This window comes from Mesorhizobium cantuariense (assembly GCF_042647205.1).
GTDB classification, from domain to species: domain Bacteria; phylum Pseudomonadota; class Alphaproteobacteria; order Rhizobiales; family Rhizobiaceae; genus Mesorhizobium; species Mesorhizobium cantuariense.
Genome location: NZ_JBHRVD010000001.1, coordinates 1,815,997 through 1,834,790 on the forward strand (window position 1 = coordinate 1,815,997; position 18,794 = coordinate 1,834,790).

Here is an 18,794-nt window from a genome sequence, read left to right on the forward strand (position 1 = left end):
GGAGTACCCACGTGTCCGATCTCTACATCCACCGTCTCGCAGCCCTCATCGACCAGGCAGCGAAAACCAACGAAGAGGCCTTTGGCCAGGCCGCCGGCCGTTTTGCCGACACGCTCGAGGGTGGCGGGCTGGTCCATCTCTACGGGTCGGGGCATTCGGTGCTGCCGGTGCAGGAAGTGTTCCCGCGCTACGGCAGCTTTGTCGGCTTCAACCCGCTGACCGACCCGCGCGTGATGTGGCACAACGTGCTCGGCGCCGGCGGCGTGCGCGAACTGCTGTGGCTGGAGCGGACCGAGAAATACGCCGAAAAATTCCTCGACCACCAGCCGCTCAACAAGGGTGACTCGATCATCATCTTCGGCCACAGCGGCCGCAATTCGTCCGGTATCGACACCGCGCTCTATGCCAAGAAGCGCGGCATCTTCGTCGTCGCGGTGACCAGCAAGAACAACCTCGACAAGCCGGCGACGCACTCCTCCGGCAAGCGGCTTGCGGACGCGGCCGACCTCGTCATCGACACCTGCTCGCCGATCGAGGACGCGATCGTGCCGATCGAGGGCTGGAGCCGGCCGGTCTCCGGCTCGTCGACCGTGCTCGCCATGATCCTGGCGCATGAACTGATCGCCCGCACGGCGGAGGCGCTGTCGAAGCGTGGCATCGAACTGCCGGTCTTCGCCTCGCCGACGATCGCCGGGGTGACATTGCACGACACCGACGTCATCTATGGCGTCTATCGCGAGCGCATGCTGGAAGCGCAGAAGAAGCACCTGCCGACCTTCCAGGCGACGATGCGCGGCGAATGATACTGGGATCGGGAGGCGCATGACGCCTCCCGATCCCCGACTGCTTTGCGCGCCATTTCACGACCCAACCACACCCCACCTGAGAAGCTCGCGCTGCACGTCAACCGCTTCTTCGCGGCGGCGCGGATCATCTCGCGTGTCCACCTGTTGCGCTGGCATAGATGTCGAGCACGTCTGTCTCCGCCAATCAGCAGGTTCCCCTGGCCTTTGGCGCGATATCCCCTGTCGCGATCGCCAAGCGCTTGCATTCGTGGGTCGTCGATTTCAGGGCGTCAATAAATTATTTGACGTACGTAATGTTTTTGCATTGTATTGGGAACTGTGAAAAATTGACTGAATAAGTTCGGTCAAGCATTGCCGCTTCCGGTCAACGGCCGCATGACTGGTGACGGGCCGATCGTTTCGGTCGGCAAGGGGACCTGAAATATCGATGGCGGAGAAGACGCACCGCACGATGGATGACTTCGCCCAGGCATGTGGCGTGTCACGCCCGACGCTGTCGAAGTATTTCGACGATCCGGCGAGCGTGAAGCCGGCGACGCGGGCTCGCATCGAAGCCGCGCTCCGATCCTCGGACTATGAGCCGAACCTTTTCGCGCGCAATCTCAACCGCAAGCGCACCCGCAATGTCGGCATCGTCGTGCCGACGGTCACCGATCCGTTCTACGCGGAGATGGTCAGCCGCATCGAGTTGCGCTGCCGCGACGAGGGCTTTTGGCCGATCGTCATATCCTCGCACGGTTCGCCGAAGCTGGAGGCGGAATCGGTCAGAACGCTGATGTCGCTGAAGGTTGCGGGCGCCATCATCGCTCCGCTGGGTTCGGTCTCGGAACCGGGCGTCTTCGAGCGGATGGGTGAAAACATTCCGATCGTCTATTTCGACACCTACATCGAAGGTAACACGCCATTCGTTGGCAACGACAACCACCAGAGCACGTCGACCATAGTGGATTATCTGTGCCGGTCCGGCGAACCACCGGTCTATGTCGACATTCCGCACGTCAACCACAATTCGGGCGAACGCCTGCAGAGCTATATCGAGACGATGCAGGCCGCCGGCTTGGAACCCGTTATCATCAATGCGGCGCGCGACTATAGCTGGGACTTCGAGCGCATCGGCCATGAATGGATGGACAGGACGCTCGAAAAAGGCACCTTGCCTGGCCGCACCATCCTGTGCGCCAATGATCGTCTCGCCTTTGGCGTGATGGCAGCCGCGTACTCGCGCGGCCTGAAGGTCGGCCGCAGGCCCGATTGCGATCTGCGCGTTGCAGCACACGACGATCATCCGCTGAGCCGCTACACCTGTCCGGCGCTGACCACCATGGCGCAGGATTTCACCGCCATGGCCGGCCGCAGTGTCGAGATCCTGCTGGCCTTGCTGGACGAGGCCGACCCGCCGAAGCAAAGCCTGGCTCGCACGGTCAAGCTCGGCGCCACCCTGGTGATGCGTCAATCAGCCTGATCCTCCGGCGTCAGCTTTTCTCGAACTGACGCCAGGCAGCCACCGCCTCGGCCACCGCATGCCGAGCAGCGGGGATATGGCGTCCCATCGAGACGAAGCCGTGGATCTGGCCCGGCCATTGCCGCAGGATGAGCGGTACGCCCGCGGCTTGTAGGCGCGCCGCATAGGCTGCTCCTTCGTCGAGACGCGCCAGTCCAGCATGTCGTCGGGCGTTCGCACATAATGGTCGCGGAACCAGGCCATGGTGGTTGCGGTGAGGCCGAAGCCGTCGCCGAAACGCCGGTAGCTGTCGGCCGTCTGCCGAGCATCGGTGTTGGGGTAGATCAGGATCTGCGCGGCGAGCGATGGTGCCAGCCCATCGCGGGCGAGCAGCGCCAGGACGGCGGCGAGATTGCCGCCGGCGCTGTCCCCGGCCACGCCGATGCGCGCCTTGTCGATGCCGAGATCGGCGGCGCTCTCCGTCATGAAACGAAGGGTTGCCAGACAATCCTCGACCCCGGCGGGAAATTTGTGTTCCGGCGCCAGGCGATAATCAGGACAGACAATGACGGCGTTGCCGAGATTGGCCATTAAGCGGCAGATCTCGTCATGCGAATCGAGGTTGCCGATGACCCAGCCGCCGCCATGCAGATAGAGCAGCGCCGGCGCCCCGCTTTGCGGTGCGCCGATGCCGCGATGAATGCGGATCGCAATAGGACCGTTCGGTCCGTCGATCTGCTGTTCCAGGGTCGTTGCGACTGGTTCGTGCCCGCCCTGCAGCGTTGGGAACGAGGCGTTGTAAGCTGCGCGTGCCGCCGCCACGCTGCCGGTCTCGAACGGCTCGCCGCCGGCCGCGCGGCCGATTTCGAGGACGCGCAGTGCATCCGGATCGACCGTCATCATCATATCCTCAGATCAGCAGGTCGCTTGCCTCTTCCTCTGTCAGCAGTGCCGGCTGGACGACATCGCCTGCGATGACAACCGGACCCTGTGTTTCGCCGGAAAGCAGGATCGCCTCCATGATCTCCAGCACATGCAGCGCAAGGCTGCCGGAGGCGCGTGGCGTGTTGCCGGTTTGAAGCGAGCGCAGCAGATCGGCGACACCGAGCATGCGGTAATTGGCGCGATCAGGTGCCGCGTAGGGCCAGTTGCGGGCGCCGTAGAGCTCGCTCTCGCTGGCGAAATCCTTCCAGTCGGCACCGCGTTCCGACAGCGACACCGTGCCGCCGAACGTGTCGGGGTCGGGCAGGCGCAGCGACCCTTCCGTGCCGTGCAGTTCGATCGGGTGGTTGGAATGGCGAAAGACATCCCACGAGGCGCCGAAGGTGACGGTCGCGCCGGAGCGGAATTCAAGCAGCGACAAAACGTTGGTTGGCGTGCCGACCTTGAATGTGGTGTTCTTGAACGGCCCTTCGGCTGATATCAACCGCTCCTCTTGGCCACGTGTCGCCATAGCCATGACACGCTCCACCGAGCCGAGCAGGTTGACCAGCATGGTCAGATAGTAAGGCCCCATGTCGAACACCGGGCCGCCACCCGGCTGGTAGTAGAATTGCGGGTTGGGGTGCCAATGCTCCATGCCGCGCCCCATCATGAAGGCCGTGCCGGTGACCGGGCGGCCGATAGCGCTGTCGTCCATCAGCCGGCGCGCCCGGCGTCCGGCGGCGCCGAGAAAAGTGTCAGGCGCAGAGCCGAGCAGCAGGCCGCGTGACCGCGCCTCGTTGACCAGGCGCTGCCCATCGGCGGCCGAGGTGGCGAGCGGCTTTTCGGTGAAGACGTGTTTGCCGGCCGAAAGCGCGGCAAACGAAATGTCGAAATGCGCCGCCGGAATGGTCAGGTTGAGGACGAGATCGATCTCGGGGTCGGCCAGCAGCGCATCGACGCCGAGTGCCCGGATGCCATATTCCTTCGCCCGCACCGCCGCCATGTCGGCCGAAATATCGGCGCAGGCGCGCAATTCAATGCCGCCGAAGAGGCCGGCATTGCGCAGATAGGTCATCGAGATATTGCCGCATCCGATGACGCCGATCCCGAGTTTCGTCTTTGATATCCCGTGCATTTTCGATCGTATCTCCCAATGCGGTCATCGTCTGCCGAATCCGGCCAGCGGAACGGATTGCCTTCGCAAACGGCTATACAACATTTTAAATATTGACGCGCGTAAAATTTTTATACAACATGCGAAAATGCTGGCGCGATATCGGGAGGCTGCCAGCCTAGGAGGAGAAAATGACAGACATGAAAAAACGGCCGACTGCCGATGCGAATCCCGTGGGTTATGAGCGCATTGGATATTTCCGTCGCGGCCAGGGACCGCGACGGGGTCAGGCATAGATCACCTTGGCCCCGGTCCTATCAAGCTGGCTGCGTATCGGGCCGGACAGGCCATCGTCGGTGATCACAACATCGACGCTCGACAGCGAAAAGGCCTTGGAGGTCCCGCTGACGCCCCATTTGCTCGAATCCGCAAGGAGGACAACGCGCCGGGCCATGCGCACGAGGTTTCGCTTCGTTCGCGCCATGTCTTCGTTCACGTCGACCACATCCAGTGACGAGTCAATCGCATGCGCTCCAACAAAGACCTGATGCGCTACCAAGCCGCCGAGAGCCGTGTCGGCATCGGTGATCAGCGTGCTCACCGTGTCTGGATAGACCCGGCCACCGATCATATGAACGTCGAGCCCGGGCCGATGCATCAGATGCTGCACGATATTCATCGCCGTGGCCGCGACCACGACATTGCTGAGCGGCGGTAACAGCATGGCAACCTGCATCAATGTCGAGCCGCCGTCGAAGATGACCGACTGGTTGTCCTCGAACAGTTCTACCGCTGCCCGGGCGATGCGTTTCTTTGCATCGAGGTTCGTTTGCATCCGCCGGGCGAACGCGGCCGTGGTCGAATCTGTGGTCCGGGTCACCGCGCCTCCACGGGTTTTGGTCAGCAGTCCCTTGCGGTCCAGTATCTCGAGGTCGGAGCGCACCGTGACTTCCGACACGCCAAAATCGTCTGACAGGTCCTTGATGCGAACCTGTCCGCTGCGTTGCACTTCACCCAGGATCGATTGGCGTCTCTGCTCTGACAACATTGCCCTGTCCTTGCCTCCATGCGCCAAGCGATCGCCCTGGCCTCGGGTCACTCTACCAAAAATACGCGAATTCGAAAGCTTTCGAAAGATTGCATTTGTCCTTTCTTTCGAAAACACTGGGTCCAGGATATTGAAATCAATCGATTGGAGAGTTTTGGACTCATGAGCCTCGGAACCAAGGTGCGCCTAGCGCGCCTCTTCTCACATCCATCGGGGAATCTTTTTGGCGGCGCGGTCGACCACTTTGTCGGCTATGGCGACGTGCGCAAAGGAGGTCTTGCCGACCTGCCGGGCGCGCTTGCACGCGTCATGGTAGGCAAACCCGACTACGTCAGCATCCAGCCTGGCACCGCGCGCCATCTGTGGCCGCAATACGCGGGCAAGGCTTCCCTGGTGATCCAGGCCGGCTGCTTCACCCCAGACGATCGCATCAGTGAACTCATTGCAACGCCCGAGGATGCGGTGCGCGCTGGCGCCGATGCGTTGGCCGTGGCCATTCCGGTGCGCGGCGCGACCGAGGGCAAATACATACGCTGGCTGACCGATTCGGTGAATGCGGCGGCCCGTTACGGCATGCCGGTGGTGGCGCATATCTACCCTCGCGATTTCACCGACGGGGCAAAAATCGTCTTCACCCCCGACGAGATCGCGTATGCTGCACGCATCGGCTACGAGTCCGGCGTCGACGTGATCAAGATCGGTTACACGGGCGATTTCGAGTCGTTTCGAGAGACCGTTCGGACCTGCCCGGTGCCGGTTGTGATCGCCGGTGGTCCGAAGACCGACACGCTGCTCGGCGCCCTTCAGCAGACGGCGGACGCCATCCGTGCCGGCGCGCGCGGTGCCGTGGTGGGCCGCAATCTCTGGGGGCATGGCGATCCGGAAAAGGCAGCGATTGCCTTTCGGGGCGTCATCCATGACGGCCTTTCGGCGCAAGACGCCTTGGCGAAGGCGGGTGTCTGAACGATGCCCACCGTCCCTTCAATCCTCGGCTTCGGAGCTATTGCGATCGACGACATCGTCTATGTCGATCAGCCGTTGTCGGCGGGCAAGGGGAAGGTTCTGCAAAGTGCCCGAGCTTTCGGGGGAAATGTCGCGACGGCACTTGCCGCCGTCGCGCGGCTCGGCGGAACCGCCGGGTTCGTCGGATGGCTGGGCAGTGCCGCCGACGACGCCGTGTTGTGCGATCTCGTTGCGAGCGGCGTTGAAACCGCGTTCGCGCCGCGCCACCCGCACGCGCGCCCGGTGCGCTCGCGGATCACCGTCGGTTCGGATGGGGAGCGGTTCATCGCGTATGACGACGAAGCGATGCTGGGCACCGCGCCGGACTTTCCGGACGAGGTTCTCAGCCGCGCGACCGTCCTGATCGTCGATAGTTACGGGATCGGGTCGCTGGATGTCGTGGCTCGGGCTCGCGATCTCGGCCTTGCGATCCTCGGCGATGTCGAATGGAGCCGCGGCCCAGCCACCGAGAGACTGATCGGGCTCTGCGACCATCTCATTCTTCCGCTCGGCTTTGCGCGGACCGCCACGGGCCGCCGGTCGCCGGCCGAGATACTCGATGCATTGTGGTTGCCGTCGCGGTCCGCCGTGGTTCTGACGGATGGCGGCAGGGGTGTCTTCTATCGCGGACGCGACGAGACAGGGCTCTGGCACCTGCCTCCGCACCGGGTTGCCGTCGTCGACTCGACCGGCGCCGGTGACTGCTTTCATGGCGCCTATGCCCTTGCATTGACGCGCGGGGCCGACACCGCAGGCCGGGTCGCATTCGCGGCCGCGGCGGCGGCCCTTTCGATAACGGGGCGGGGCGGGCGCGAGGCGCTACCGACCGACGACCAGGTCACGGAACTCCTGGCATCGACGAACGCGCCGTCGGCAGTCGAACTGAAATATGCGCGGCTCGATACCGGAACATAGCCCGAACTATCCGAGGAATATTTCGCAGGTGAACATAAGCCGAGGGCAATCATAAAAATCAGTGGCTTAGACTTGTGGAGGGAGGAATATGGCAGAAGTCGTTCTTGAGAATATCTGCAAGACATACGGGAACAATTTTCACGCGATCGACCAATTGAACCTGTCGGTCGAGGACGGCGAGTTTTTGATTCTCGTCGGGCCGTCCGGCTGTGGCAAATCCACCGCGTTGCGGATGATCGCGGGATTGGAGGACGTCACCAGCGGCAGCCTTCGGATCGGCGGAGTCGACGTCGTCGACATGCCGCCCAAGGACCGCGACATCGCGATGGTCTTCCAGAGCTACGCCCTCTACCCGCATATGACGGTGTTCGAAAACATCGGCTTTTCGATGCGGCTGGCAGGCAAGCCGAAGGCCGAGCGCAAAAAGCGCGTGGACGAGATCGCCAAAACCCTTCAACTGACGTCTCTGCTGGACAGCAAACCCGCGAACCTTTCAGGCGGACAGCGTCAAAGGGTTGCCATGGGTCGCGCCATGGTGCGCGAGCCGGCAGCCTTTCTCATGGACGAACCCCTTTCCAATCTGGACGCGAAACTGCGTGTTCAAATGCGCGCCGAAATCACCAGTCTGCAAAAGCAGCTCGGCGTAACGACCATATATGTGACCCACGACCAAACCGAAGCCATGACAATGGGCGACAGGGTCGCGGTGTTGAAAGGCGGCGTGCTGCAGCAGGTCGACACACCCAAGAGGCTCTATGAATCGCCGGTGAACGCCTTCGTTGCCGGCTTCATCGGGTCTCCTTCGATGAACCTTTTCGAGGCGATCCTGACGGGCGACGAACTGATGTCCGGCGCCTTAGCCATCCGGCTGCAGGATGCAGCCTTCGTGCGCAGGCCGGGCTTGAGGTCGTATGCGGGGCGCAAGGTCGTGTTCGGGATACGACCGGAGGATCTCTATGACAGCAGCCTCGAATCCGGCCGCAAGTATCAGACGATACCGGCAAAGGTGACCTCGATCGAAGAACTCGGATCCGAACAAATCGTCCATCTCAACATCGACGCGGTCCGGGTGGACTCCGGCGACCCTGACGCCGTGCAGGATTTCGGCCTGGCGTCGAATGCGGTGGCGAAATTCGAACCGGTCAGCACAGTCCGCTCCGGCTCGGAAATCAGGTTGGCCCTGGATGATACCAAGCTCCATTTCTTCGATCCCGAGACGCATCTGGCGATCTGAATATCCACGACAAGACCCGCGGGTGAGGGTGAGGCGCCTGCATAAGAAGACTTCTGAATAACCAGACGATCGGCCGCATTGTGCGGTCGATCCTAAAGAAGGAGGAGAAGATGACGTTTCATATAAAACCCGCGATGCTGAAAATAGCCGCGGCCGCATGGTTGCTTGGCGCAACCGGCGCAATGGCGGATACGGCGCTGGAATTCACCCAATGGTGGGAGCCCGAATTGCCGGCTGGCTCGCTCAGGGCAATCATGGATGACTTCGAGGCCGCAAACCCCGGAATCAAGGTGACGCTGGTCAGCGGCCCCTACGCGACCACGCGAGACCAGATCTCGGTTGGTGCTGCAACCGGAACGCTCAGCGACGTCGTCGGTCTCGACGGTGCCTGGGTGAACAATCTGAATGCGCAGAACGCACTCGCCGACATGAACCCGATGATGGATGCGAGCGGTTTCGACAAGAGCCAGGTCGCCGACATCGTCAAGGTGGACGGCAAGGCGGTGATGTTTCCCGTGGCTTCCTTCGTCTATCCGGTCTTCGTGAATTTGGACCTCGCCGCCCAGGCAGGCGTGACCAAGCTGCCGTCGACCCGTGCGGAGTTTCTCGAAGCGGCCAAGAAGATGACGAACGCCGACAAGAACCAGTATGGCTGGGTGCTGCCCCTGTCGCTGCAAACGCCATCCGGCGTCCAGAACGACATGATGTCGTGGGTTTGGGCTTCGGGTCAGTCGATGATGGCGAACGGCAAGCCGGACCTTGAGGGCAAACCGGTGGTGGATATGCTCACCTTCGTCAAATCACTCAACGACGCCGGCACCATCTCGCCCGGCATCGCCACCAAGACCGAGCAGGAAAAGGTCGAGGAGTTCGTCAACAACCGCGTCGGGATGATGATCGACTCGCTCGCGCATGTGAACCTCATCCGCAAGCGCAATCCCAAGCTGAACTTCGACCTCATCCCGGTCCCGGTCGTGGAAAACTATACCGGCAAGCGCGGCCTTCCCTATGCCTCCTGGGGCATCGGCATCTCTGCTGCCTCGAAACATCAGGAAGAGGCCTGGAAACTCGTCCAATATCTGATGAGTGAAAAGGTGAACGCCAAGCTCGTGTCGCTTGCGAACGCCTTCCCGGGCAACGTCAACGCCAAGCCCGATTTCGTGACCTCGGACAAGGCTTTCGGCAAGGCTTTTGAAATCTTCAAGACCGGTTATCTCGCCAATGAGTTCACAGGCCTGCCGGTGGCTGAAGACCTGATGACCCAGTTCGACGTGCAAGCCCAGAAGATGCTCGCCGGCGAGCAGTCTCCGGAACAAGCCGCAGCCACCGCTCAGAAGGGCTGGATGGCGAAATTCTGATCGGCCTGTTCCCGTTTGCTATCTTCGACCGGGTGGCCTGACTTCGGGCAGGCCACCCGGCAACAACGGATCGGCAATTTGAGATGGACCTGTTTTTGAAAGCTTACCTTCTCTTGAAGGCGTATCCCAAGGTTGGCACATGACCCGGCAAAAGCGCTCCCACCACAAGCTGAAACGAGCGGTCGCACCCTACCTCTATCTGTCGCCCTCGCTGCTCATAATCGGGCTTCTGATGCTGCTGCCGATGGTGACGGTGATTGGCTACTCGTTCCAGAACAGCGCGGTGCTGCGTCGTGACCCATCCTTTGCCGGACTGAAACACTACCAGGCGATCTTCGACGACCCCGTGTTCTGGGCTTCGCTGTGGCACACGCTCTACTTCACATGCATGAGTGTCATTTTCCACATGACCATCGGCATGGTCTTCGCGCTCATGCTGAACAGCGACCGCATCAATCCGACGCTGCGCAATATTCTGCGCGTGCTCTACATACTGCCCTGGCTGTTCACCGCGGTGATTATCGCCGTGATCTGGCGCCTCCTGCTTGAGCCGAACGGTGTCGTGAATAGCATTCTCATGCAAATCGGCATCATCGGTTCCAAGGTCGAATGGTTTTCCTCGCCTGAGACCGCGCTGCACGCCGTCACCTTTGCCAATATCTGGGCGGGCTATCCGCTCTTCATGGTCAGCCTGCTCGCGGGTTTGCAGGGCATTCCCAAGGATTTCTACGAGGCCGCCGATATCGACGGGGCGAAAGCCTACCAGAAGCTGATCTTCATCACCATCCCGCAGCTAATGCCGATCATCATCAGCATCTCGCTGCTAGACTTCATCTGGACCATGCAGGTCTTCCCGTTAATCTGGATAACGACGGGCGGTGGCCCGATCTACTCGACCGAGGTCCTCAGCACCTACACGTACAAGCTGGCGTTTTCGAGCTACAACCTGTCGCAGGCTTCGGCGAGCGCTGTGGTCATCTTGTTGATCTCTCTCGGCCTGACGCTGTTCTATATTCGCTATCAAAAGGCTCGGTAGTCACCATGAGGAAAAGACATACGCCGAAAGACAGGCTGATCACCGTCGCGCTCCATGTAGCGCTTGCAGCGGGGCTCTTTTTCGCGGCATTCCCGATCTACTGGATGCTGAGCAGTTCGTTCAAATCGAATACCGAAATCTTTGCCCTGCCACCAACCATCCTGCCAAAGGCCTTCACGCTGGAAGCGTATGCAGCCATCCTTGGCGACCCGGTAAAGCTGCGGTTCTTCGTCAACAGCTATTTCGTGGCGGGAGCGGTGACCGTGCTAACGGTGTTGATCGCCTTGCTGGCGGCCTACGGGTTCAGCCGCTTCAACTTCCGCGGCAAGGGCATCCTGAACACAATCATCATCAGCACGCAGACGATTCCGCCGATCACACTTTTGATCCCCTTCTTCGGGCTTGTCGTCTCATACGGTATCTTCGATACCTACGTCGCACTGATCCTGACTTACCTGGTGTTTACATTGCCGTACGCGATCCTGCTGATGACGGGATATCTGAACACCTTGCCCCGCGATCTCGATGAAGCCGTGGCTGTCGATGGCGGCAGCAGTTGGACAGCGCTTTGGCGGGTGATCGTCCCGATTTCACTGCCTGGCATCGTGGCGACGTCGGTCTACACCTTCCTGTTGTGCTGGAACGAATTTCTCTTTGCGCTGACGCTGACGAAGTCAACGTCCATGCGCACCGTCCCGATCGGCATCCAGCTGTTGATGGGGCAGCACGCCTTCGAATGGAACCAGATGATGGCGATGAGCGTGCTCGGCTCGCTACCGCTCTTGCTCATCTACCTCGTTGCCCAGAGGTACTTCCTCGCCGGCATGACCGCGGGCTCGGTCAAGTAGGATGTCCATCCCAAGGAGAACCGAAGGAGCAGGCCCCCGCGTATCGCAATCGATGATTGGGCCTGTCTGCTGGCAGGCGACATCGCCGCGGCCGTCGTCACCGTTCCGCCGATCGTGCTCGTGCTGCTCTTCCCGCGCCACATCATCGAACGGCTGACGCAGGGCGCATCAAGGAATAGCCGGTATCAAGGAATGAAAGTATGAACGTGAAAGACCTCAAGGTCGGCTGCCAGACCTTCACCTGGGAAATGCTTGGCAAGGCCTGGACCGGCGGCCCCGACGATCTGTTGAAGGCGATCGCCGATGGCGGCTATGCCGGCATCGAGATCACCGACACCATGATTGGCCGCTATGCCGGCAAGCCGGCCGAATTCGCCACTGCGCTGAAGGCGTCCGGGCTGACGCTGGTCTCCTTCGCCTTCGGCTCGAACAGTGGTTTTACGCTGAAGGAGAAGATCGGCGCCGATCTCGAGACCGCCAAACGCTGGATCGATTTCGCCGCCGCCTTCCCGAATGCGCTGGTGTCGATGGGCTCGGCCACGGTGGTATCCGACGGCCCGCGCGAGGATAAGTTCGCCATCGCCGCCGAGGTCTACAACAAGGCCGGCGAACTCGGCCGCAAGGCTGGCGTCCAGGTTGCCGTGCATCCAAGCTCGCACCACAACACGCTGCTGTTCGACCGCGCCGATTACGACACGATCTTTGCCTTGCTCGACCCCGATCTGGTCGGCTGGGTGCCGGATACCGGCCACATCCTACGCGGCCACAAGGACATGGCCGACACGCTGCGCACCTACCGCGACCGCATCCGTTACATCCACTTGAAGGACGTCGACGCCAACGGCACCTGGGCCATGCTCGGCAAGGGCGTCTGCGATACTCCTGATGTGATCGAGATCGCCAGCACCGCGCCGCGCTTCAACGGCTGGCTGGTGCTGGAGGAGGAATCCGAAACGGCCGCCGCCGATCCCGCCGGCGCGGTCAAGACCAACCGCCAGACAATGCGCAGCTACGGCGCCTGAAGAACGAGACGATGATCAAGAAACAGGACAGACGCCTCAGGGTCGGTGTGCTCGGCTGCGGCCCCATCGCGCAGTTCGCGCATCTGGAATCCTGCGTGAAGGCCGGCAATGCCGATCTCTACGCCATCTGCGATGCGGCACCCGATCTGCTTGCCCGCATGGGCGCCACCTACGAGCCGCAGAAGATGTACGCCGACTATGACGCGATGCTCGTCGATCCCGAATTGGAAGCGGTGATCGTCGCCACCTCGGATGCCTATCACGTGCCGATGTCGATCAAGGCGCTCGACGCCGGCAAGCATGTGCTGTGCGAAAAGCCGATCGGCACCTCCGTCGAGGAAGGCGAGGCACTGGCCGAGGCGGTGAAGCGTTCGGGCAAGGTGCTGCAGGTCGGCCACATGAAGCGCTTCGACCCGGCGCTGGAGGCGGCCCGCGACTTCGTCCGCGACGAGATGGGCGAGGTGCTGGCGCTGAAGGCCTGGTACTGCGATTCCACTCACCGCTACACCAACACCGATGCCGTGCAGCCGCTGCCTGTCACCAGCAAGCTGGCGAGGAAGCCAGCGGCCAATCCCAAGGCGGATCTCAGGCAGTATTTCATGCTGGCGCACGGCTCGCATCTCGTCGACACGGCGCGTTTCCTGTGCGGCGAAATCGTCGCCGTGCGCGCCCGGCTCAATGAGAAATTCGGCGCCTATTGCTGGTTCGTCGAGACCGAGTTCGCCAGCGGCGCGCTCGGCCATCTCGACCTGACCGTCGCCGTACGGATGGACTGGCACGAAGGTTTTCAGCTCTATGGCGAGAACGGTTCCGTCATGGCGAAAACCTTCAACCCCTGGTACTTCCGCGCCAGCGAAGTCGAAATCTTTCACGAGAAGACCGCCACGGCCCACAAGCCGCTCGGTGCCGATGGTCATTTCTTCCGCCGCCAATTGGAGGGCCTTGCCCAGACGGTGCTGGAGGGCGTGCCGATGCGCGGCGCCAGTGTCGAGGACGGCATCGCCTCCATCCGCGCCATGGTTGCCATTGCTCGCTCGGTGGAGACCGGCGAGCGGGTCGAACTCGCCTCGGTTTCGGGAGCGGTCTGATGCGTCTCGGCATCTTTGCCAAGACTTTTCCGGGCCCCGACCCGGCAGCCGTGCTGGCTGCGGTGAAGCAGGCCGGATATGAGACGACGCAGTTCAACCTCGCCTGCGCCGGCCTGCCGTCGATGCCGGATGTCGTGCCGGCAGATGCGGTCGCTTCCATCCGCACTGCGGCGCAATCGACCGGTGTTTCGCTCGCAGCACTTTCGGGCACCTACAACATGGCGCATCCCGACAAGGCCGTGCGCGACGACGGTCTTCGGCGCCTGGCCACCGTCATCGAGGTTGCTGCTGCCCTGGACATCCCGCTGGTCACGCTCTGCACCGGCTCGCGCAACGCCGCCGATCAATGGGCGTATCACCCCGACAACGCCACGCCGGCCGCTTGGTCCGACATGGCCGCCGAAATGGAGAAGGCGCTGGCGCTTGCCGAAGAGGCCGGCGTCGATATCGGCATCGAGCCCGAACAAGCCAACATCGTCACCTCGGCCAAGGATGCGACCAGGCTGATCGCCGAGATGGGATCGAAGCATCTGAAGATCGTGCTTGATCCGGCAAACCTGTTCGAACACGCGACGCCTGACGAGGCCCGCGCCATCATTGCCGCAGCGATCGACGAGGCCGCCGGCCACATCTCCATGGCGCATGCCAAGGACCGCCATGGAGATGGCCGCTTTGCCACATCAGGGCAAGGCATCGTCGACTTCCCGGATTTCGTCACGCGGCTGAAGGCAGCGGGCTTCGAGGGATCGCTCGTCACCCACGGCCTGTCCGCCGACGAAGCTCCCGGCGTCGCCGCCTTCCTGCGAGGGCTCCTCTGATGGGCGTCGCGCCGGCGATCCTGCTTCGCGACGATGCAGCTCTTCGTGTCTTCGATACGGCGCACGGCAGGCTTCCCGTCGTCTTTCAGCATGGCCTCGGCGGTGACGCTGCGCAGGTCGCGCAGAACTTTCCCGACGGCCCGTCATACCGCCGGCTGACCGTCGAATGCCGTGCACAGGGCGGCTCCGGCGCCGGTAGCAGCCGGCCCTTTTCGATCGCGATGTTCGCCGACGACGTGCTGGCCGCCGCCGACGCGGCCGGCCTCGACCGTTTCGTCGCCGGCGGCATTTCGATGGGCGCGGCCATCGCCTTGCAGCTTGCCGCCCGGCACCCGGACCGGGTCACCGGTCTGGTGCTTGTGCGTCCGGCCTGGGCTTTCGCCGCGGCGCCGCAAAACATGCGTCCCTACGCGGAAGCAGCGGAGCTTATCCGCAGCCGTCCACTGGATGAGGCGCGGGATATCTTTGCCGCTTCCGCGACTGCCGCACGCCTTCGCACCGAAGCGCCGGACAATCTCGCCTCGCTGCTCGGCTTCTTCGCGCGCGAAAACGCGGCCGTCTTCGCCGAGGTGATGCAGGCGATCGCAAACGATGGGCTCGGCGTCACGCGGGCAGCGGCCGCCGGCCTCGCGCTCCCCACGCTCGTCATCGGCAGCGGTGTCGATCTCGTCCATCCGCTGGCGACCGCTCACAGCCTTGCCGACGCCATCCCCAACGCGGCCTCTGCCGAGGTGACGCCGAAGGCCACCGACAAGGATCGCCATTTCGCCGAAATCCGCGCCGCCATCGGCGGCTTCCTCGAAGATCGTTTCAACAACCAGGACTAATCATGATCTCGAAATCTCTCTCCGGCCCAGCCGCCATCGCCGCATTGCCGCGTGACCGCATGATCGCCGAATTCTCGCTCTGGTCGGCCAATCTCGCCAATTTCGAAAGTGACCTGAAGCGCATCGAGCCCTATGTCGACCTTCATCACATCGACGTGGCTGACGGGCATTTTGCCCCGTCCTTCCTGTTCTTTCCCGATCTCGTCGCCCGCATCGCTGGGCTGACGGCCAAGCCCATCCATGTCCATCTGATGGTCGATGCCGGCATCGTCGAGGCGCAGACGCGCCAGTTCATCGAGGCAGGCGCCGACATGATCAGCGTCCATGCCGAGAATGGCGAGGCGGGATTGCGCGCCGTTCGGCTGGCGCGTGAACTCGGCGCCGAGGCCGGAATCGTGCTCAGGCTGGAGACGCCGGTCGAGACGGTGACGCCTTTTGTCTCCGAGGTCGCTTTCGTCACGCTTCTGGGAACGGCAATCGGCGTCAAGGGCCAGAGCCTGTCGGACAAGGCCTGCGACAGGTTGGGCGCTGCCCGCGCCATCCTGAGAAAGGCTGGCCGCGAAGCGGAAGTGGTCTTGGCGGCCGACGGCGGCATTCGCCACGAGACCGTGCCGTTGCTGCGTGCCGCCGGAGCCGAGACGGTGGTTCTCGGTTCGCTCGCCTTCGGCGACAAGGACCTCGCCGGCCGCATCGGCTGGCTGCACGGATTGAAGGTAGCGGCATGACAATAGAAGCCGCCCTTGCGATCGATCTTGGCGGGACGGAGCTTCGTGCCGCCCTGGTCGACCGCGACGGCAAGATCCTGGCATTCGCGGCGGTGCCAACGCAGGCACAGGCAGGTCCGGACGCGGTGATCGGCCAGATCGAGGCGCTGGCGGCGACCGTCCATGCCGAGGCGCCGGGGCTCTCGATCGTCGGCGTCGGCGTCGGTGCGCCGGGACCGCTCGATCCGCTGGCCGGCATCGCCGTCGGCCCGCCGACACTCGCCGGCTGGCTGGACGTGCCGCTTGCCGACATCCTCGAACGCCGGCTCGGCCTGCCAGTGCGGCTGGAGAACGACGCCAATGCCGCGGCGCTCGGCGAATGGCGCTTCGGCGCCGGCCATGGCGCACGCTCGCTGGTCTTCGTCACGGTTTCGACCGGCATTGGCGGCGGTGTCGTCGTCGATGGGCGCATCCTGCATGGCCGTCGCGGCCTTGCCGCCGAGATCGGCCATATGACCATCACCAATGAAGGCGAACGCTGCGTGTGCGGCGTCGTCGGCTGCTTCGAGGCCATCGCCTCGGGAACAGCGCTCGGCCGCCGCGCCACCGCCGCCACGGCCGCCAGCGACGGCTCGACCTTGCGGCGCCTCTCGGTGGACGCGGAGGTGACCGGCCGTCATGTCGTCGAGGCGGCACGGCTGCAGGACGGTCTTGCCTTAGCCTTGCTGGAGGAAGAAGCGCGCTGGCTCGGCGTTGGCTTCACCAACCTCTTGCATCTCTATTCGCCCGATGTGCTGGTCGTCGGCGGCGGCATTGCCAATGGGCTCGACCTGATGCTGCCGACCATCGAGGCGACGATCAGGCAGCGGGCCATGCGCGCCTATCGCGACGTGCCGGTCGTTCAGGCCCAGCTTGGCCGCCACGCCGGGCTGGTCGGCGCCGCCAGCCTTGTCCTGTTCGATGATGCAGGCACGTTGGCGGCCCGTATGCCCGTCGGCCCAAGCACATATCCTGACGCGAGGAGGGACTTCAATGGCTGAGCTCAAGCTGCGCGGCGTGCGCAAGTCCTACGGCAATGCCGAGGTGATCAAGGGCGTCGACCTCGATGTCGGCGATCGCGAATTCGTCGTCTTCGTCGGCCGGAGGCGACATACCTCCGGCCGTTGTCCGTATTGAACCGCGCCGCTTACTCAGCGGGAACGACGTCCGCCGGCAGGCTTTCGTCTGCCGTGCCCGCCAGCGCTTTCGCCAGCTTGGCCTCGTCGAGTTCGCCTTCCCAGCGCGCCACCACCAGCGTGGCGACGGCATTGCCGACGAAGTTGGTCAGCGCCCGGCACTCCGACATGAAGCGATCGACGCCGAGGATCAGCGCCATGCCGGCGACGGGCACCGCCGGAACCACCGAAAGCGTGGCGGCAAGGGTGATGAAGCCTGCTCCGGTGATGCCGGCGGCGCCCTTGGACGAGAGCATGGCGACCAGCAGCAGCAGGATCTGGTCGCCGATCGACAGGTGGATGTTGGTCGCCTGCGCGATGAACAGCGCTGCCAGCGTCATGTAGATGTTGGTGCCGTCGAGGTTGAAGGAATAGCCGGTCGGGATGACCAGCCCGACCACCGAGCGCTTGGCGCCGGCCTTCTCCATCTTTTCCATCAGCGAGGGCAGGGCGGCTTCCGACGACGAGGTGCCCAGCACCAGCAGCAGCTCTTCCTTGATGTAGCGGATCAGCGACAGGATGGAGAAGCCGTTGTAGCGGCAAACGGCGCCCAACACGACGAACACGAACAGAAACGACGTCACGTAGAAGGTGCCGACCAGCATGGCGAGATTGATGACCGCGCCGATGCCGTATTTGCCGATGGTGAAGGCCATGGCGCCGAAGGCGCCGATGGGGGCGGCCTTCATCAGCACGCTGACCAGCTTGAAGATCGGCGTCGTCAGCGCCTGCAGGAAGTTGAGCACGGGCGTGCCCTTGTCGCCGACCAGCGCCAGCGCAATGCCGAACAGCACCGAGAAGAACAGCACCTGCAGGATGTCGCCGTCGGCGAAGGCGCCGACGATCGTCGACGGGATGATGTTCATCAGGAAGCCGGTGACCGACTGGTCGTGCGCCTTGGCGGCGTAGGTGCTGATGGTCGAGGCGTCGAGCGTTGCCGGATCGATGTTGAAGCCGGCGCCCGGCTGCACGACATTGGCGACGACAAGGCCGATGATCAGCGCCAACGTCGAGAAGGTGAGGAAGTAGAGCATCGCCTTGCCGGCGACGCGTCCGACCTTCTGTAGGTCGCTCATGCCGGCAATGCCCGTCGTCACGGTCAGGAAGATGACCGGGGCGATGATCATCTTGACCAGCTTGATGAAGGCGTCGCCGAGCGGCTTCATGCTCTCGCCGACCGACGGATAGAAATGGCCGAGCAGGATACCGACGGTGATCGCGACGAGCACCTGCACGTAGAGTTGGGCATAGAAAGGTTTGCGCTGCGCGGCAAGCGCGCCTGATTGGTCTGCGATGTGCATCGAACTCTCCCTGGCCGGATGGGCGAAAACGGATCGCCCTGCGTGACTTCTCCCATCGCGGCGCTCCGGTCGCACGCCGCTGCAAGGACTTTTG

At 62.9% G+C, this 18,794-nt stretch carries 17 protein-coding genes and 2 pseudogenes; 15 read left to right on the forward strand and 4 right to left on the reverse strand.

Annotation, left to right across the window (positions count from 1 at the left end):
- The first annotated feature begins 11 nt into the window (after window positions 1–11).
- Together ACFOJ9_RS08355 and ACFOJ9_RS08360 are read left to right on the forward strand one after the other, a co-directional pair.
- Window positions 12–803, forward strand: coding sequence for a sugar isomerase domain-containing protein (locus ACFOJ9_RS08355; RefSeq protein ID WP_378978438.1), 792 nt, complete (start codon window positions 12–14; stop codon window positions 801–803).
- Window positions 804–1,233: 430 nt separating this feature from the next.
- Window positions 1,234–2,268, forward strand: a complete 1,035-nt coding sequence (locus ACFOJ9_RS08360) for a LacI family DNA-binding transcriptional regulator (RefSeq protein WP_378978439.1) — start codon at window positions 1,234–1,236, stop codon at window positions 2,266–2,268.
- 10 nt (window positions 2,269–2,278) lie between these two features.
- Here ACFOJ9_RS08360 and ACFOJ9_RS08365 read toward each other — a convergent pair.
- From ACFOJ9_RS08365 to ACFOJ9_RS08375, 3 genes and pseudogenes are all read right to left on the reverse strand, one after another.
- Window positions 2,279–3,147 (reverse strand): annotated as a pseudogene (locus tag ACFOJ9_RS08365) (alpha/beta hydrolase).
- A 10-nt stretch (window positions 3,148–3,157) separates the two neighbouring features.
- Entirely contained in the window at window positions 3,158–4,306 is a 1,149-nt protein-coding gene (locus ACFOJ9_RS08370) for a Gfo/Idh/MocA family protein (RefSeq protein WP_378978440.1), read from the reverse strand.
- A gap of 265 nt (window positions 4,307–4,571) precedes the next feature.
- Window positions 4,572–5,333, reverse strand: a complete 762-nt coding sequence (locus tag ACFOJ9_RS08375; RefSeq protein WP_127291316.1) for a DeoR/GlpR family DNA-binding transcription regulator — start codon at window positions 5,331–5,333, stop codon at window positions 4,572–4,574.
- Window positions 5,334–5,495: 162 nt separating this feature from the next.
- On the opposite strand from ACFOJ9_RS08375, the gene ACFOJ9_RS08380 reads away from it, so the two are divergent.
- From ACFOJ9_RS08380 to ACFOJ9_RS08440, 13 genes and pseudogenes are all read left to right on the forward strand, one after another.
- The gene (locus ACFOJ9_RS08380) at window positions 5,496–6,296 is read left to right on the forward strand and encodes an aldolase (protein WP_378987653.1); all 801 of its coding nucleotides are present in this window, start codon (window positions 5,496–5,498) and stop codon (window positions 6,294–6,296) included.
- A 3-nt stretch (window positions 6,297–6,299) separates the two neighbouring features.
- Window positions 6,300–7,250, forward strand: a complete 951-nt coding sequence (locus ACFOJ9_RS08385) for a PfkB family carbohydrate kinase (protein ID WP_378978441.1) — start codon at window positions 6,300–6,302, stop codon at window positions 7,248–7,250.
- A gap of 88 nt (window positions 7,251–7,338) precedes the next feature.
- Complete coding sequence (locus ACFOJ9_RS08390) at window positions 7,339–8,484, forward strand: ABC transporter ATP-binding protein (protein ID WP_378978442.1); 1,146 nt, start codon at window positions 7,339–7,341, stop codon at window positions 8,482–8,484.
- A gap of 110 nt (window positions 8,485–8,594) precedes the next feature.
- Window positions 8,595–9,842, forward strand: a complete 1,248-nt coding sequence (locus ACFOJ9_RS08395; RefSeq protein WP_378978443.1) for an ABC transporter substrate-binding protein — start codon at window positions 8,595–8,597, stop codon at window positions 9,840–9,842.
- Between the two features lie 139 nt (window positions 9,843–9,981).
- Window positions 9,982–10,878: a carbohydrate ABC transporter permease gene (locus tag ACFOJ9_RS08400; protein ID WP_127291130.1), complete on the forward strand. Its 897-nt coding sequence runs from the start codon at window positions 9,982–9,984 to the stop codon at window positions 10,876–10,878.
- A gap of 5 nt (window positions 10,879–10,883) precedes the next feature.
- Window positions 10,884–11,726 carry a carbohydrate ABC transporter permease gene (locus ACFOJ9_RS08405; protein ID WP_378978444.1) on the forward strand — a complete coding sequence of 281 codons (843 nt, stop codon included), beginning with the start codon at window positions 10,884–10,886 and terminating at the stop codon, window positions 11,724–11,726.
- 200 nt (window positions 11,727–11,926) lie between these two features.
- Window positions 11,927–12,748: a sugar phosphate isomerase/epimerase family protein gene (locus ACFOJ9_RS08410; protein WP_378978445.1), complete on the forward strand. Its 822-nt coding sequence runs from the start codon at window positions 11,927–11,929 to the stop codon at window positions 12,746–12,748.
- A gap of 11 nt (window positions 12,749–12,759) precedes the next feature.
- Window positions 12,760–13,836, forward strand: coding sequence for a Gfo/Idh/MocA family protein (locus ACFOJ9_RS08415; RefSeq protein ID WP_378978446.1), 1,077 nt, complete (start codon window positions 12,760–12,762; stop codon window positions 13,834–13,836).
- Window positions 13,836–14,654 (forward strand): sugar phosphate isomerase/epimerase family protein, encoded by an 819-nt coding sequence (locus ACFOJ9_RS08420; protein ID WP_378978447.1) that lies wholly within the window; start codon window positions 13,836–13,838, stop codon window positions 14,652–14,654. The genes ACFOJ9_RS08415 and ACFOJ9_RS08420 overlap by 1 nt, the downstream gene beginning before the upstream one ends.
- Window positions 14,654–15,481 carry an alpha/beta fold hydrolase gene (locus ACFOJ9_RS08425; protein ID WP_378978448.1) on the forward strand — a complete coding sequence of 276 codons (828 nt, stop codon included), beginning with the start codon at window positions 14,654–14,656 and terminating at the stop codon, window positions 15,479–15,481. The genes ACFOJ9_RS08420 and ACFOJ9_RS08425 overlap by 1 nt, the downstream gene beginning before the upstream one ends.
- Before the next feature lie 2 nt (window positions 15,482–15,483).
- Window positions 15,484–16,206 (forward strand): ribulose-phosphate 3-epimerase, encoded by a 723-nt coding sequence (locus ACFOJ9_RS08430; protein ID WP_378978449.1) that lies wholly within the window; start codon window positions 15,484–15,486, stop codon window positions 16,204–16,206.
- Window positions 16,203–17,225: an ROK family protein gene (locus tag ACFOJ9_RS08435; protein ID WP_378978450.1), complete on the forward strand. Its 1,023-nt coding sequence runs from the start codon at window positions 16,203–16,205 to the stop codon at window positions 17,223–17,225. The genes ACFOJ9_RS08430 and ACFOJ9_RS08435 overlap by 4 nt, the downstream gene beginning before the upstream one ends.
- Window positions 17,218–17,325, forward strand: a pseudogene (locus tag ACFOJ9_RS08440) (ABC transporter ATP-binding protein); the annotation flags it as partial. The gene ACFOJ9_RS08435 and the pseudogene ACFOJ9_RS08440, both read left to right, overlap by 8 nt.
- 46 nt (window positions 17,326–17,371) lie before the next feature.
- Here the strand turns inward: ACFOJ9_RS08440 and ACFOJ9_RS08445 are convergent.
- Entirely contained in the window at window positions 17,372–18,700 is a 1,329-nt protein-coding gene (locus tag ACFOJ9_RS08445; protein WP_378978451.1) for a dicarboxylate/amino acid:cation symporter, read from the reverse strand.
- Window positions 18,701–18,794: the final 94 nt, after the last annotated feature.

What these genes read in the sequence shown, in the direction of transcription:
- ACFOJ9_RS08430 (WP_378978449.1), top strand. Translation starts at nt 15,484, where the DNA reads ATGATCTCGAAATCTCTCTCCGGCCCAGCCGCCATCGCCGCATTGCCG.
- ACFOJ9_RS08400 (WP_127291130.1), top strand. Translation starts at nt 9,982, where the DNA reads ATGACCCGGCAAAAGCGCTCCCACCACAAGCTGAAACGAGCGGTCGCA.
- ACFOJ9_RS08395 (WP_378978443.1), top strand. Translation starts at nt 8,595, where the DNA reads ATGACGTTTCATATAAAACCCGCGATGCTGAAAATAGCCGCGGCCGCA.
- ACFOJ9_RS08390 (WP_378978442.1), top strand. Translation starts at nt 7,339, where the DNA reads ATGGCAGAAGTCGTTCTTGAGAATATCTGCAAGACATACGGGAACAAT.
- ACFOJ9_RS08380 (WP_378987653.1), top strand. Translation starts at nt 5,496, where the DNA reads ATGAGCCTCGGAACCAAGGTGCGCCTAGCGCGCCTCTTCTCACATCCA.
- ACFOJ9_RS08370 (WP_378978440.1), bottom strand. Translation starts at nt 4,306, where the DNA reads ATGCACGGGATATCAAAGACGAAACTCGGGATCGGCGTCATCGGATGC.
- ACFOJ9_RS08425 (WP_378978448.1), top strand. Translation starts at nt 14,654, where the DNA reads ATGGGCGTCGCGCCGGCGATCCTGCTTCGCGACGATGCAGCTCTTCGT.
- ACFOJ9_RS08415 (WP_378978446.1), top strand. Translation starts at nt 12,760, where the DNA reads ATGATCAAGAAACAGGACAGACGCCTCAGGGTCGGTGTGCTCGGCTGC.
- ACFOJ9_RS08385 (WP_378978441.1), top strand. Translation starts at nt 6,300, where the DNA reads ATGCCCACCGTCCCTTCAATCCTCGGCTTCGGAGCTATTGCGATCGAC.
- ACFOJ9_RS08435 (WP_378978450.1), top strand. Translation starts at nt 16,203, where the DNA reads ATGACAATAGAAGCCGCCCTTGCGATCGATCTTGGCGGGACGGAGCTT.
- ACFOJ9_RS08405 (WP_378978444.1), top strand. Translation starts at nt 10,884, where the DNA reads ATGAGGAAAAGACATACGCCGAAAGACAGGCTGATCACCGTCGCGCTC.
- ACFOJ9_RS08360 (WP_378978439.1), top strand. Translation starts at nt 1,234, where the DNA reads ATGGCGGAGAAGACGCACCGCACGATGGATGACTTCGCCCAGGCATGT.
- ACFOJ9_RS08410 (WP_378978445.1), top strand. Translation starts at nt 11,927, where the DNA reads ATGAACGTGAAAGACCTCAAGGTCGGCTGCCAGACCTTCACCTGGGAA.
- ACFOJ9_RS08375 (WP_127291316.1), bottom strand. Translation starts at nt 5,333, where the DNA reads ATGTTGTCAGAGCAGAGACGCCAATCGATCCTGGGTGAAGTGCAACGC.
- ACFOJ9_RS08445 (WP_378978451.1), bottom strand. Translation starts at nt 18,700, where the DNA reads ATGCACATCGCAGACCAATCAGGCGCGCTTGCCGCGCAGCGCAAACCT.
- ACFOJ9_RS08420 (WP_378978447.1), top strand. Translation starts at nt 13,836, where the DNA reads ATGCGTCTCGGCATCTTTGCCAAGACTTTTCCGGGCCCCGACCCGGCA.